This window comes from Halovibrio sp. HP20-59, from assembly GCF_033052795.2.
Classification (GTDB): Bacteria; Pseudomonadota; Gammaproteobacteria; order Pseudomonadales; family Halomonadaceae; genus Vreelandella.
The window spans coordinates 123,657-138,991 of the sequence record NZ_JAWJUW020000010.1 but is presented as its reverse complement, the minus strand read 5'-3'; the positions used below and the strand labels follow the sequence as shown (position 1 = coordinate 138,991).

Here is a 15,335-nt window from a genome sequence, read left to right as displayed (position 1 = left end):
GATCAGGCCCCCTCAACGTCTTCGAAGTCGGTATTGGTATCTTCGGCGTCTTCCGGCTCAGTACCGCTGCGGAATTTTGCCAAATAGGGACCAAATGCTTCTTCGCTCAACCAGAACTGCAGCATATTCGTCACGCCGTTACTGGTTAGCGTAGCGCCAGATAGCGCATCTACTTCGTATTCGTTACTAGCGCCGCCTTTGGTCAGGTGAATTTCCGGTGAGAGGTCACCCTCTTCATCGTAAATTTTCTTTCCTTCCCACTGTGCTTGCCAGCGCGGATTGTTAACTTCAGCACCTAAGCCCGGTGTTTCGCTGTGCTCGTAGTAGGTGATACTGACAATCGTATTGCCATCGCCTTCTACTGCCAGGAAGCCACGCATTAGACCCCAAAGGCCTTGACCACGAATCGGTAGCACAATCTGCTCTGGATCATCTTCTCCACCGATTAGATAGACAGTGGCATAGTTTTCTACCCGCGACAGACCCGCGATGTCCTTATCGCCGGAAAGTGTGCGGCCCGAGGCCGGATCACGAGCGGCCTCAAAGCTGTCGTAGGTTTCTGGATCAAACTGATCCGAATACTCACCCGTATCCAGATCAACGACCCGAGCAGTAATTTCCTCGCTAAACACCGCTTCAACGTCCATGCCTGGCTCATAAAGCTTGGCAACGTTTAAGATATTGGTCTTACGGTCGAGTTCCTGATTGAGCTGCTGCATGGGACGCAACGCGACCGCCGCTGTCGAGACAATGACGGAGCACACGATACACAGTGCAAACGCCACTATCAGGACTTTTTTAATCGAGTTATTACCTTGTGCCATTAGGCAGTCTCCTCGGCCGGAACGCCGGTACGCTTGACGCGGCGCTTAATATTGGCCTGGACGAAGAAATGGTCAATCAGCGGTGCGAACAGGTTAGCGAACAATATTGCCAACATGATGCCTTCCGGGAATGCCGGGTTAACAACGCGAATCAAAACGGTCATCACACCAATCAATGCCCCAAACACCAGACGGCCTTGGTTGGTCATTGACGCTGACACAGGGTCGGTGGCCATAAACACCATGCCGAAGGCGAAACCACCAATCACCAAGTGCCAATACCATGGCATGGCAAACATGGCGTTGGAATCAGAACCGATCAGGTTGAACAAGGTACTGGTAATCACCATACCGAGAAAAACCCCAAGCATGATTCGCCACGAAGCAATCCGGGTCCACAGCAACACGGCAGCACCAATCAAGATCGCCAGCGTGGAAACCTCGCCTACTGAGCCAGGCACAAAACCTAAGAAAGCATCCCACCAGCTAAAGGTGTTCGTCAGCGCGGTCATACCATCTTGAAATGCCATAGAAAGCGCCGTTGCGCCACTATAGCCGTCGGCAGCCACCCAGACCGAATCGCCAGAAATTTGCGCTGGATAAGCAAAGTAAAGAAAAGCACGACCGGTAAGCGCCGGGTTTAAGAAGTTCTTCCCAGTGCCGCCAAAAATTTCTTTACCGATCACCACACCGAAGGTGATACCCAGCGCGACCTGCCAGAGCGGGATGGTTGCAGGCAGGATCAACGCGAACAGCACAGAGGTAACAAAGAAACCTTCGTTAACTTCGTGGCCACGCTTGATAGCAAACAGCACTTCCCAGAAGCCACCCACTATAAAGGTGACCAGATAAATCGGTAGGAAGTAAGTAGCCCCGAGGACAAAGTTCGCCCATAGACTGCTGGGGTCATGGCCGCCAGCCAACGTCATCATAATCGCTTCACGCCAGCCCCCCATAGAGGCGTAGCCCGCGTCGATAGCTGTGTTAGCCTGCCAGCCAGCGTTCCACATACCGAATAGCATCGCCGGGAAGGTACACATCCACACGGTAATCATGATGCGCTTAAGATCAATACCGTCACGCACGTGGGCGGTGGTCTTAGCAACGCTCGGTGGTGAGTAAAAAATAGTATCTACCGCTTCAAAAAGGGGATAGAACTTTTCGTACTTTCCGCCTTTATGGAAGTGCGGCTCGATATTTTGGAGTGTCTGTTGAATTCCCATCATCAGGCCTCTTTCTCGATCATGGTGAGATTGTCACGCAGGATAGGTCCGTATTCGTATTTGCCTGGGCAAACGTACGTACACAGCGCCAGATCCTCTTCGTCAAGCTCCAAGCACCCAAGCTGCATGGCAACCTCAATGTCGCCCACAATCAACGAACGCAATAGCTGAGTCGGCATAATATCCAGCGGCATCACCTTCTCATAAGCCCCTACCGGCACCATAGCACGCTCTGAGCCGTTGGTGGAGGTCGTCGGCGCATAGTTATGCAGGCCTTTAATTTTGGAGATATAGATCCCCAAGACCGAGTGGCGATTGGCGCCGGGCGACAACCAACCCATGAAAGAGCGCTTATTGCCCTCCTCAATCAAGCTAATTTGGTTATTGAAGCGGCCTAGGTAGGTCAGCTTGCCTTCAGCGGCAAAGCCAGCAAAGACTGAGCCTGAAATCACCCGGGTGTCTTCAGGTTTGATTACAGCCCCGTCGAGTAGTTCATCCGTGCTAGCCCCGATACGCGTGCGCACCAAGCGCGGGTTTTCGGCGCGGGGGCCACCAATGGCAACCACACGGTTCATATCCAGCCTACCTTCCACAAACAGCTTACCGAACGCTATAACGTCCTGGTAGCCGATGTGCCATACCTTTTTATGCAGTGCGACCGGCGAAAGGTAGTGGATATGCGTGCCGACAAGGCCAGCTGGATGCGGTCCAGCAAAGCTTTCAGTTTTCACGCCATCAACATCACCGCCCGGAATTGAGGCATTTTCACCCGTACACAGGAAGACGTTGCCCTCGGTAAGGCGCGCTAACACCTTGAGGCCATCTTCGAATGCTTGCGGCTGCTCATTGATAATCAAGGCAGGGTCAGCGCTTAGTGGGTGAGTATCGATGGCGGTCACGAAGATATCCACCGGAGTGCTATCGATAGCCGGTGTGCGCGAGAAAGGACGGGTACGTAAAGCCGTCCAGAGTCCCGACTCCACCAGTTGGTCAACAACCACTTGACGCTCAAGCTGAACTAGCGCGTTACGATCATGAGCAGCGAATTCAACCGCTTCCTCAGTCTCGTCGACTTTGATCACAACAGATAGTAAACGACGTTTTTCGCCACGGTTTATTGCAAGCACTTCACCGGCAGCAGGCGCTGTATAGCGCACGCCATCAATCTTCTTATCGGTGAAGAGCAATTGGCCTAGTTTGACCTTATCCCCTTCCTGAACTTCCATGGTTGGCTTCATGCCAACGTAGTCGGTACCCAGGATTGCCACATGGCGCACAGGCTGCGCATCTTCAATACGCTGCTCGGGCGCTCCCGTGATGGGGAGATCCAGGCCTTTTTTGACTTCGATCATAGTCTCGCCCAGTTGTTGGATCGGATATACGAAGGTATGGGGTTCGAATGCTTATTTTCTGCTCAGTGAATTGTTAGCCTGCTCAGATTGTTACCAGTCCGGCTCAAGCAGCACTTGAACCACCCCGAAAAATCCATCGTATTATAAAGATAAGCGCGTCCAATGACCACATCCCTGACAACCACCAAAAGTGCTATATACATTTATAGAAATATCTTAAACGTGCCAGTGAAAACGCCACCCGAAGGTGGCGTTGATCATTTTTAGCACCGAAGCCCAGCAACCAAGCTTTCCTACGCTTAATAAGTTAGCGCGGTAGTGTTAAAAATCGCACATTAGACATCTGCTGCAAAATGCGCACGACTTGGCAACTATAGCCAAACTCATTGTCATACCACAGATAGACAACTGCATGATGACCGTTGGCGATGGTCGCCTTGGCATCAACAATGCCGGCATGGCGATTGCCCACGAAATCAGACGACACCACTTCTGCAGAATCAACGAAATCAATCTGTTTCTGGTAGGCGGAGTCAATCGACATACGCCGCAAATAGTCGTTTAGCGCCACTGCATCAGTGGATTTATCCAAAGTTAGATTAAGAATCGCCATGGAGACATTAGGGATCGGTACGCGAATCGCGTTACCGGTCAGCTTGCCCTCAAGCTCGGGCAGCGCCTTTGAAACAGCTTTAGCCGCCCCGGTTTCGGTCAATACCATGTTCAGCGCCGCGCTGCGTCCGCGCCGATCACCCTTATGGTAGTTATCGATCAGGTTTTGGTCGTTGGTGTAAGCATGCACGGTTTCGACGTGACCATTGACCACACCGTATTCATCATTAAGCACCTTCAAGACCGGCACAATTGCATTTGTCGTGCATGATGCCGCAGAGACAATGACATCCTCATCGCCAATGGACGCATTATTGATGCCATAGACAATGTTTTTGATATCACCTTTGCCCGGCGCGGTCAGCAGCGCCTTGGCAGCGCCATTACACTGAAGATGTTGCCCCAAGCCCGCTTCATCGCGCCAAATACCGGTGTTATCGACAATCACCGCGTTGTGGATTGCGTAATGAGTGTAGTCAATGTCGCTAGGCGAGTCGGCATAAATGACTTGAACGACATTGCCATTGACGGTGAGTGTTCGGGCCTCTGCATCAACCTTAATAGTGCCGTCAAACGGCCCATGAACTGAATCACGGCGCAGCAAGCTGGCACGCTTCTCAAGATCTTTGGCCACATCGCCCCGGCCGCGAACCACAATGGCACGTAAACGCAGCAGGTTTCCCCCGCCGGCTTTCTCAATCATCACCCGTGCCAGCAGACGGCCGATACGACCAAAACCATAGAGCACCACATCTTGTGGTTCGCCCTTGCTGCCCCCTGGTTGAAAGCCATCAATGAGTTCGTGAAGCTCTTTGCGCAAAAAGGCCTCAACATCCCCGCCACCTTGGCGTTTAAACATCACCGCAAGCTTACCTACATCGACATGCGCAGGGCCTAAGTTAAGCTCAACCATGCCCTTCAGAATGGGGTAAGTATCCTCGACGGAGAGCTCGGTTCCTTCCAGTTTACGCACAAAACGGTGGTCTTTAAGAATACGAATGACCGACCGCTTAATCAGCGAACGCCCGAACATGGTGGCAACAACGTTATTCTGGCGATAAAGCTGTCCCACTAATGGGATCATTTGCTCCGCTAAAGCTTCGTTGCCTTGCCATTGTTGAAAAACGTTTTCGAGCGTTTGCTGACTCACGGGCGGCCTCATCAGGTAGTTGGACAGGGAGACATATTATCCGGGGCCGTTGCAGTTGCCGCAATGCTTGGATAGTCGCACACCATGTAGGGGTATTACAGAATCGTCAATCTCACTACAAAACCCTCAATCTCAAAAGATTAAGCGACTACCCAAAGCCACGACACTCTATCTGATACGAGTGATCGTGTATGATCACCTTTCCGTTTCAGCGCAAAACGATATCTTGATTATGCCAACTTTCTCTCTGCTCGAACCGCCCCAGCCTCAAGGGACTCGCGATACGCTTTACTGGACGTCACCGCCGGGCAGCGCGACGGCGCTGGCACTCTCCCGGGTCGCCACTGACGCCCCCCTATTGGTGATCACTCCCAATACGGCCAGCGCACAGCGCCTTGAGCAGGATCTGTATTTCTACAGCGACGTACCGGTACTGCCCTTCCCCGATTGGGAAACGCTGCCCTACGATAGCTTTTCACCCCATCAAGATATTGTATCGTCCCGACTGCGTACGTTACGCCAACTGCAGGATGGCGTGCGTGGCATCGTCCTGGTACCGATCAATACGTTGATGCAGCGCCTGCCCCCGGTGGAATACATTGCTGGGCGGGTAATGACACTTAAAACCGGCGAACGCCTGGACCGTGAAGCGTTCCGTGAAGCGCTATCCCGGGCGGGCTATCGCGCCGTTGAAACGGTCTATGAACCGGGCGAATACGCCATGCGCGGTGCGCTGATTGACCTGTTCGCGATGGGCATGGATGAGCCGATCCGCATCGACTTATTTGACGATGAGATTGATACGCTGCGTCACTTCGACCCCGGCAGCCAACGCTCAACCGACAAACTTGAATCGCTGGAACTGCTCCCTGCCCACGAGTACTCGCTCAGCCGCAGTGCTATCGCTTGCTTTCGCGAGCAGTTTGAAACCTTGTTTGATGTCGATCCGCGTCAATGCACGCTTTATAACGACGCGTTAAAAGGCATTCCCTCGCCAGGGCTTGAGCATTACCTGCCGTTGTTTTTTGAACAGACTGCTTCGCTATTTGACCATCTGACCGACGACACGCGAGTGGCGTTACTGCCGGGAGTTTTTGCTGCTGCCGAACAGCATTGGCAGGCGATTGACGCCCGCTACGTCAATTTAGGCGTTGACCCCACGCGCCCACTGCTACCACCCCACCGGGCGTTTTTCCCTGTCAATGATGTATTCTCGGCCATAAAAGCACGCCCACGCATAGAGCTAACCGACGACAGCGAACAGCGCCATGCTCAGCTTCCTGACGCCTCAGCGCTACCTACGCTGGCGATCAATGCGCGCGCTAAGAATCCTCTCGGCGAACTGTCTGCTTTTTTGACATCTCACCCGACAACCCGAGTGCTTTTTGTGGCGGAGTCGCGGGGCCGTCGCGAAGCATTGGAAGAGACACTGGCACCGCTAAAGCTATCGCTGCCGCACACTGATAGTTTTCACGCCTTTTTGGCCAGCGATGAACAGTTTGCGATTACCGAAGGCCTAGTCGATAGCGGCTTGTGGCTTAACAGCCCCAACATCGCGGTAATTAGCGAAACCGAGCTGTTTGGCGACGTGGTACGCCAAAGCCGTCGGCGCGAAAAAGCCACCGATGATAACGAACTAGCGGTGCGCCACCTGTCGGAGCTTCGCGAAGGCGCGCCAGTGGTTCACCAAGCCCACGGCGTTGGCCGTTATTTAGGGCTAGAAACGCTGGAAGCCGGCGGTCAAGCAAACGAATTTTTAGCCCTTTCCTACGCCAATGGCGCCAAGCTGTATGTGCCTGTCGACAGCCTTCACCTAATCTCTCGTTACAGCGGCGCCGATGATGAACTGGCCCCCCTGCATAAACTCGGTTCAGACCAGTGGGAAAAAGCCCGCCGCAAGGCTGCTGAAAAGATTCGTGATACCGCCGCCGAACTACTGGACGTCTACGCCCGCCGAGAAGCCCAGCAGGGCGTTGTGTACGAAGCGCCAGGCGACGAATATCTGCGCTTTGCAGGCAACTTTCCGTTTGAGGAAACCGCCGACCAGCACGCGGCCATTGAAGCAGTCATCAGCGACATGACGTCGCCCCAACCAATGGATCGCGTGGTGTGTGGTGATGTCGGCTTTGGTAAAACAGAAGTCGCCATGCGCGCCGCTTTTCTTGCTGTGCAGTCCGGTCGCCAAGTGGTGGTCTTGGTGCCCACTACGCTATTGGCGCGCCAACATTTTGAGAATTTCCGCGACCGTTTTGCCGACACGGCCGTTAATATCGGCGTGATCTCTCGCTTCACCGGTGGAAAAGACATCAACCAAACGCTGGAAAGCATTAAGAACGGTCAAACGGATATTGTCATTGGCACCCACAAGTTGCTCTCGAAAAGCGTTGCGCTGCCTAAGATGGGGCTGCTCATTATTGATGAGGAGCATCGCTTTGGTGTAGCGCAGAAAGAGAAACTCAAAACACTACGCGCCGAGGTCGACATTTTGACGCTCACCGCGACCCCCATTCCGCGCACGCTAAATATGGCCATGAGCGGCATTCGCGACCTGTCGATCATTGCCACGCCCCCTGCACGCCGGCTGTCGGTGAAAACCTTTGTACAGCAGCACGACGCCAGCGTGATTAAAGAGGCTCTGCTTCGCGAAATACTCCGCGGCGGACAAGTATACGTGCTGCACAATGAAGTCAAAACCATCGAAAACGAAGCGGAAAAAATTCGCGAACTCGTCCCAGAGGCCCGGGTAGGCGTCGCCCACGGCCAGCTACCCGAACGCAGCTTAGAACGCATTATGTCGGACTTCTACCACCGTCGTTTTAATGTCCTGGTATGCTCGACCATTATCGAAACCGGTATTGATGTACCCAGTGCCAATACCATCATTATTGAACGCGCCGATAAATTTGGCTTGGCACAGCTGCATCAGCTACGGGGCCGAGTTGGCCGTAGTCACCATCAGGCCTACGCCTATCTATTAACCCCGCCCCCCAAAGCCATGACCCGGGATGCGATGAAACGCCTGGAAGCGATTAGCGCCTCGGATGACTTAGGCGCTGGTTTTACCCTTGCCAGCCACGATATGGAAATCCGTGGCGCAGGCGAACTACTGGGGGATGAACAGAGCGGGCAAATGGAAACCATCGGCTACACTCTCTATATGGAGATGCTCGATCGAGCGGTGAAAGCGATCCGCGCGGGCAAAACACCCAATATCGACGCACCTTTCAATACCGGCGTGGAAATTAACCTCAACCTGCCCGCGTTGATCCCAAATGATTATATTCACGATGTGCAACAGCGGTTAGTGATGTATAAGCGGATTGCCAATACCCAAAGCGATAACGAGCTCAAGGAATTGCAGGTTGAACTGATTGACCGCTATGGCTTGCTACCCGCGCCGCTGAAAAACCTTATTCGTCAGACCAAACTTCGTCATCGCGCCGAGCAGCTGGGCATCAGCAAGATAGAGGCTGGCGAGAGCCGCGGCAGGGTGCTGTTTGACGGCAGCACCCAGGTCGACCCATTAACCCTGGTGACGCTCATTCAGACGTCTCCAAAGCATTACCGTTTAGACGGTTCTGACACCTTACGATTTGAATTACCAATGGAAACCGTCGACAAGCGGTTCCAGCAGATTGAAAACCTGCTCAACACGCTTAATCAAAAAGTAGCGGCGGCGTGAACCTTGGGGCAAACTTGTTATAAGCCATGCCTTATGGGTCACCACAACGCGCATCAGCTTTGAATTAACACATTAGGAACGACCATGAACATTCGCCAGACCTTAAACCTTTTGGGGCCCACCAGTTTGGCCGTGCTGCTAGCAGCCAGCCTTACCACCCCGGCTTTTGCGCAATCGGCGGAAGAGCAAGCAGGTAGTCAAGAACAGGGACAGACACAAGAAGTCAGCATCGACGCCCTCGACAGCGCCATACAAGTTGCTGACCAAGATGAGCTGCCCCGCGGCCACTTCCGCCTGCCTGAAAACGGAGATGTGATCGGGGAGCGCTACACCGTCGTTGTTAAAGACCCCAAGCAGACGCTGATCGATATCGCCCGGCGCCATAACATTGGCTACGAAGAGATTCGCATGGCGAACCCCGATGTCAGCCTGTGGGTGCCAGGCGTCGGTACCGAAGTGGTGATCCCTACTCGTTACATCCTGCCACCCGCCCCGCGGGAAGGTGTTGTGATCAATTTGTCGGAACTACGCCTTTATTACTATCCCGCCGACAAACCCGGTATCGTCGAAACCTATCCGGTCAGCGTGGGGCGTGAAGAGTTCGCAACGCCCGTGGGCATCACCCGCACCACCGTTAAAGTCAAAGACCCCGCCTGGGCACCGCCCTCTTCCATGCGCCGTGAAGCGGCCGAGCGTGGCGAACCTGCGCCGTCCGTAGTGCCGCCAGGCCCGGATAACCCCTTAGGCGAACACGCGATTTTGTTGGCGATGCCAAGCTACCTGATTCACGGCACTAACCGTCCCGATGGGGTGGGCATGCGAGTCAGTCGAGGCTGTATCCGCATGTATCCTGAAGATATCGAATCGCTCTACGAGCGCTTACCTAGCGGGACTCAGGTTAACCTGATGGATGCGCCATTCAAGGCAGGCTTAGCCGCCGACGGCACTCTGTTTGTACAGTCGTTTCCACAAATTAGAGAAAATAACAGTAATTTTGAACCGCTGCTTAACGCCCTTGAGCGGGTTTCTGAGCTAACTGAGGAAGGGACAGAAATCGACACTGACCAAATACAGCGCGCTATCATAGCACCAAACGGCCAATTTATTGCCTTGCACGGCCCTCAAGCCCCTGAGCCAGAGCCAGAGCCAGAACCCGTTGAGCTGCTTGATGAGGTTGAACTTAGCGCGGCGCCTTCCACCGCCACCGACGACGCCTAGCCCTAATAGCCACCAACAAAAAACCCCGCCTTAGCGGGGTTTTTTGCGTAGCTCGTATCAAAACCTACGGTTATGACGCCTTAACTAACGACGCCCTGCTTTTGGTCTCTTAACTAACTACAGTTTCATCCAGTGGCTAGTGAGAGAGCCTGATGGCCCCCTCACCAGCCCAAGCAGAATTACTTCTGCATGGAACGCTGGAACATACGGTTCATTTCTTCACGGTTCTGCTCAGACATCTGCATAGCAGCCTGCGCATCGCGCTGGGCTTGGTTTGCAGTGTTCATAGCTTGTGAAGCCATGCTGCGTGCTTCTGCAGCGTCAGCTTGTGCAGATTCTGCAGTCATGCGAACTTCTTCCAGCGCGCTGGTAGAAGCACAACCAGCTAGAATTGCCAGTGAAGCGGCAGCAGCGGTCATCTTCAGAGTAGTTTTCAGAGTCATAGTGTTCTCCTTGAGTCGTCCTTGGGTACTACATTAATGGTATGACAAAGTTAAAACTAAAAGCTTAGTTTTAATTTGTCTACCTGCGGTGCAGGTTCTTTTCAATGACTTGTGCTTTGAAGCACGCAGTCAAACGCTGTTTTATAATAGACCACAGCGGTTGTCTATAGCCACTTCTTTAAAACCTCGAACTTCCTTTAACGCCATTAGCTTAACGGATCACTACACGAGTGCCAACACCCACAAGCCCTGCCAATCGATCAATTTGCTCGTTGGTAACGGCCACACACCCTTGGGTCCAATGATAGCGCCCATGAATATCAGGATCTGCACTACCTAGGCCATGAATCCCAATCGCCCCACCAAGTGCAGTGTTTTGAGGTGGGACGCCATGGCGGCGGTAGTAATCAAAGTAGTCGTCATAATCAGTTTGAGAATAAATACCTTTTTCCAACGCCATACGGGCGTGTACCGGCGTTGGATAATCAATGCCCATAAAGGTGCGCCACTGGCTTTCGTAATTAAAACGATTGATACGAAACTCGCCTAGCGGCGTTACATTATCACCACGAACACGCTGCGTCTTGGCGCCAGAGCGTCCCAATGATATGGGCGCAAAGCGCTCTACCAGCGCATTGCCCCTAAACACACTCAGCGCCGCTTCTTTGTCATCCACCAGCACCCATAGCTCGTTAGTGTGGCGTGGTACCGGCGCACGGGCCAGTATTGTTTCTACAAGGTCCGCACCACCCGGCTGACTGGGTGCAGTGACTGCCGCACTGGCCATGGCTGGCAGGCTCAGTGCAATGGCTAAAAAACGGCGGCGATTGACAAAAATCATGGTAGCTCTCGAAACAAATTAGCCTGTGGTGCATCAACTAGGTATATCTAGCCGCTGTTATACTCTATTCACACGTTCGCCGTTAGTCATTTTATCATCCGTAAGGCGAAAAACAGGCCAATAACAAACAGGGTGATGCGCGTCAAACGCCTTGTAACTCTTCAATACTCGCCATGATGTGGCGTATTTCAGAATTATGCCCTTCTGCCAACGCGTTAAAAAATTCTTCCTCGGGCTCAATTTTTGCACGTTCCGCACGGTGCTCATAAAGCGCCTGTAAACGTTGATGAGCCATGGTTGCTGTTTTCATCACATCTTCAATCGAGCCAGTTACCGTCTGTTCTGCTAGCTTGTCCAATTCCGGCGGCTGGGGAAATTCGCTCGAATCATCGAACCACGTTTCCAATACGTCAGTATGACCCGAATCATCGTGAAGCAGATCGTCTAGGCCTGTTTTCATTTTCAATTCACGGCTGGCTAAGTAGGTCAACACCATTTGTAAACGCTCATTTTCGACGCTATCAGCCGCGTCACTGTACTGGCGTGCCATTCTCTCGTGAAAGCCCGCGGCCCATTCAACTAAATCCTTCACTTGGTTATAGCGCATCATGCTTCTCCTTTCCTAAGTGCTTAACTGCGCGGATGCCGTTAGGGCAATCGATTACCACTCCTGACTGGTTTCGCGCAGTGCGCCTATCTCATGCTTTGCAGCCTGAAGGTTATCCAGCAGCTGTTGGCGTAAACTGGTCTGGCTACCTACTGCAATCATAGCCGGGTTTTGCACCGTACGCCGCGCGGCTCCTTCATCGCTATGCAAACGCTCTAGCTGGACCGCCAGCCAATTCAACCAGCTATCCGGCTGCGCTTTCAAGTCGCGAAGGCGCTGCAATTCCGCCAGTTCGGGGCCGTCTTGGGCCAGTAAAACAGTCCAACGGTGCTCCGCTAAGCGGGCATGCTCGGTGACTTCACGTAGCAACGACTCAAGCGCCAGCTCAAACAGGGCCAAGGCACTCTCCTCCAGCGCCATTTGTCGAGCCTGGGCGTGTTCATCCTCGCCTACGGGCAACGCGACAAGAAGCTCCGCTTGGTAAAGCAATTGATTGGTTCGCGATCTTGCATTCACTTACGCTTATCCTCCACGTGCCATTTACCAGCATCAAACATGGCTTTCCAACCGGTCGCTTTGCCCTCTTCATCGGTCATCACGTACTGCTCTTTACTCTTACGCGAATAACGGATTTGCGCGGGACGACCATCGGGGTCTTCGCTGGGCGCCTTAAGAATAAAGTGGTACTTCTCGGGCAGTTCATCGGCATGTGCTTTTAGCTCTTTGACCAACGGCGGCCGCGTCTCACGATTTTTAGGGAATTTGCTGGCTGCTAAAAATAGCCCACTTGCGCCATCGCGCAGAACGTAGTGGTCGTCAACTTTCTGACAGGCCAGCTCTGGCATCGGAATAGGGTCCATTTTAGGTGGCGCGACTTCCCCACTTTTTAGTAATTTGCGGGTATTTTTGCATTCACTGTTGGTACACCCAAAATATTTACCAAAACGGCCTGATTTCAACTGCATTTCAGAACCGCACTTATCACACTCGATCACCGGGCCTTCGTAGCCCTTAATCTTAAATTTTCCACTTTCGACTTCGTAGCCGTCACAATCAGGACTATCACCACAGATGTGCAGCTTACGCGTCTCGTCAATCAGGTAATTATCCATCGCCGTGCCGCACTTGGGACAGCGACGTTTGGCACGTAGCGCATTGGTTTCGGCCTCTTCATCATCGTCTTCTGCGACGGCCTCTTCGCCAGGAATCAGGTCGATAGTGCTCTTACAGCGCTCTTTGGGCGGCAGGTTGTAGCCGCTACAGCCAAGGAAGACACCCGTCGATGCTGTCCGAATCTGCATATGACGCCCGCAGGTCGGGCAGTCGATATTCGTCGGCACCGGTTGATTAGGCCGCATACCATCTTCGCTTTCCGCCTTGGCAAGTTCCTCACGAAATTCACCATAGAAATCATCAAGCAATGCACGCCAATTACGCTCACCTTCGGCGACTTCGTCCAGGCTGTCTTCCATGCGGGCAGTAAACGAAAAATCCATCAAATCAGGAAAGGACTCTTTCAGCCGTTCGGTGACGATATCACCCAGTTTTTCGGCGTAGAAACGGCGGCTTTCCAATTTCACATAACCGCGATCCTGGATCGTCGAGATGATCGAGGCGTAAGTAGACGGTCGACCGATTCCCTGCTTCTCAAGCTCTTTAACCAGGCTTGCTTCGGTGTAACGCGGAGCGGGCTTGGTGAAGTGCTGCTGAGGGTCGAGCGCTTCCAGCGCCATGGGTGTGCCCTTAGGCAGGTCGGGCAGACTCTGATCTTCATTTTTACCACCGGGCTTCATCACCCGGGTATAACCATCAAACTTCAGCACACGGCCTTTCGCACGTAGCTCATAGCCATCAACTTCGACACTGAGCGTGCTCGATAGGTACTGGGCCGGCGTCATTTGGCAAGCCACAAACTGGCGCCAGATTAGTTCGTAGAGACGCTCTGCATCGCGCTCCATACCCGCTAGGTCAGAAGCTTTCCGCTCAACGCTGGAAGGGCGAATCGCTTCGTGAGCCTCTTGAGCGCTCTCTTTACTGCTGTAGCGATTAGGTGCGCCTGGCAGGTAGCGCTCACCAAACTCTTCACCGATATAACTGCGTACACTTTCTACCGCGTCTTTCGACAAGTTAGTAGAGTCGGTACGCATATAGGTGATGTAGCCCGCTTCGTAAAGACGCTGGGCCATCGTCATGGTTTTCTTAACCGAAAACCCTAACCGGCCGCTGGCGGCCTGCTGCAGCGTTGAGGTAATAAAGGGGGCGGTAGGTTTAGAACTGGTGGGCTTGTCTTCCCGAGAGGTGATCGCCAGTTTGGCTTTTCGCAACTGCTCAATGCGCGCCAGGGTGTCTTGTTCGGAGGTAGATTTAAAGGCTTTGCCATCCTGGCGAACCAGGGCAAAACGCACCAACTCACCCTCGGGTGAAGCCAAATCCGCATGTACGTCCCAGAATTCTTCAGGGATAAAGGCGCGAATTTCACGCTCACGCTCGACAATAAGGCGCACCGCGACCGATTGCACACGCCCTGCCGACAGCCCACGCGCTACTTTCGCCCACAGCAGAGGCGAGAGCATAAAACCCACGACGCGATCCAGAAAGCGCCTTGCCTGCTGCGCTTCTACCCGCGGTATATTGAGCGTGCCAGGCGCCTTAAACGCGTCCTGAATAGCGTTTTTGGTAATTTCGTTAAACACCACGCGCTTGTAGCGGCTGTTATCGCCGCCAATGGTCTCGCGCAGGTGCCAAGCAATAGCTTCCCCTTCGCGGTCCAAATCCGTAGCGAGATAGACGGCATCGGCCTTCTCAGCCAGCTTTTTCAGTTCAGCGACGACTTTTTCTTTTCCCGGTAACACTTCGTAGTGTGCTTCCCAGCCATTATCGGGGTCTATGCCCATACGCCGAACCAACTGGTCTTGGCTTTTACGCTTTTTGCTCTCTAGCTTCTCTTCCGCCGACATCTTGCGTGTCGCTGCGGCCTGGCGCGCGCGCTCCTTGGGATCGGAGGCTGCCTTACCTGAGCCGCTGGTCGGCAGGTCACGGATGTGACCCACGCTCGACTTCACGATGAAATCGTTGCCGAGGTATTTATTAATCGTCTTCGCTTTCGCTGGCGACTCGACGATGACCAGTGACTTGCCCATAGTGCTCCACTTTCCTAATGCACGGACTGTCTAGCACGTGCTCTGAATTCGGTGACGTATCGTTGGGATAAAACAGCCCATTTACAAGATACGGATGAAAAAATGCGACTACCCTACCCCAGCCCTTGGCTAAGCGCCAGTGGCAACCCAGTAGCGGCAATAATCCTCAGATTTCAGATAAAGAGTAGCTAGACACTAGACTGCCACTGGCGTTACAGCAACCCAAAAAGTGCTGAGACAAAC

11 protein-coding genes are annotated in these 15,335 nt (G+C 53.3%); 2 read left to right on the top strand and 9 right to left on the bottom strand.

Annotation, left to right across the window (positions count from 1 at the left end):
• Positions 1-2 precede the first annotated feature (2 nt).
• The 4 genes from RZA33_RS12825 to RZA33_RS12810 form a co-directional block, all read right to left on the bottom strand.
• On the bottom strand, positions 3-824 hold the full coding sequence (locus RZA33_RS12825; protein WP_317508112.1) for a Na(+)-translocating NADH-quinone reductase subunit C: 822 nt from the start codon (positions 822-824) through the stop codon (positions 3-5).
• Entirely contained in the window at positions 824-2,050 is a 1,227-nt protein-coding gene (locus RZA33_RS12820) for an NADH:ubiquinone reductase (Na(+)-transporting) subunit B (RefSeq protein ID WP_317508111.1), read from the bottom strand. Before RZA33_RS12820 ends, RZA33_RS12825 begins: the two co-directional genes overlap by 1 nt.
• Positions 2,050-3,399, bottom strand: a complete 1,350-nt coding sequence (locus tag RZA33_RS12815; RefSeq protein WP_317508110.1) for a Na(+)-translocating NADH-quinone reductase subunit A — start codon at positions 3,397-3,399, stop codon at positions 2,050-2,052. Before RZA33_RS12815 ends, RZA33_RS12820 begins: the two co-directional genes overlap by 1 nt.
• A 307-nt stretch (positions 3,400-3,706) precedes the next feature.
• Positions 3,707-5,161: a glyceraldehyde-3-phosphate dehydrogenase gene (locus tag RZA33_RS12810; protein WP_317508109.1), complete on the bottom strand. Its 1,455-nt coding sequence runs from the start codon at positions 5,159-5,161 to the stop codon at positions 3,707-3,709.
• A gap of 232 nt (positions 5,162-5,393) precedes the next feature.
• Here RZA33_RS12810 and mfd point away from each other — a divergent pair, with 232 nt between their 5' ends.
• Positions 5,394-8,843 (top strand): transcription-repair coupling factor, encoded by a 3,450-nt coding sequence (gene mfd / locus RZA33_RS12805; protein ID WP_317508108.1) that lies wholly within the window; start codon positions 5,394-5,396, stop codon positions 8,841-8,843.
• An 84-nt stretch (positions 8,844-8,927) separates the two neighbouring features.
• Positions 8,928-10,061 (top strand): L,D-transpeptidase family protein, encoded by a 1,134-nt coding sequence (locus RZA33_RS12800; RefSeq protein WP_317508107.1) that lies wholly within the window; start codon positions 8,928-8,930, stop codon positions 10,059-10,061.
• Between the two features lie 179 nt (positions 10,062-10,240).
• On the opposite strand, the gene RZA33_RS12795 is transcribed toward RZA33_RS12800, so the two are convergent.
• The 5 genes from RZA33_RS12795 to topA form a co-directional block, all read right to left on the bottom strand.
• Entirely contained in the window at positions 10,241-10,504 is a 264-nt protein-coding gene (locus RZA33_RS12795; protein ID WP_146876270.1) for an Lpp/OprI family alanine-zipper lipoprotein, read from the bottom strand.
• Between the two features lie 211 nt (positions 10,505-10,715).
• Entirely contained in the window at positions 10,716-11,345 is a 630-nt protein-coding gene (locus tag RZA33_RS12790) for a L,D-transpeptidase (RefSeq protein WP_317508106.1), read from the bottom strand.
• 142 nt (positions 11,346-11,487) lie between these two features.
• Positions 11,488-11,952, bottom strand: coding sequence for a 2-hydroxyacyl-CoA dehydratase (locus RZA33_RS12785; RefSeq protein ID WP_317508126.1), 465 nt, complete (start codon positions 11,950-11,952; stop codon positions 11,488-11,490).
• 54 nt (positions 11,953-12,006) lie between these two features.
• On the bottom strand, positions 12,007-12,468 hold the full coding sequence (locus tag RZA33_RS12780) for a DUF6586 family protein (protein ID WP_317508105.1): 462 nt from the start codon (positions 12,466-12,468) through the stop codon (positions 12,007-12,009).
• Entirely contained in the window at positions 12,465-15,092 is a 2,628-nt protein-coding gene (gene topA / locus RZA33_RS12775; RefSeq protein ID WP_317508104.1) for a type I DNA topoisomerase, read from the bottom strand. Before topA ends, RZA33_RS12780 begins: the two co-directional genes overlap by 4 nt.
• Between the last annotated feature and the right edge of the window lie 243 nt (positions 15,093-15,335).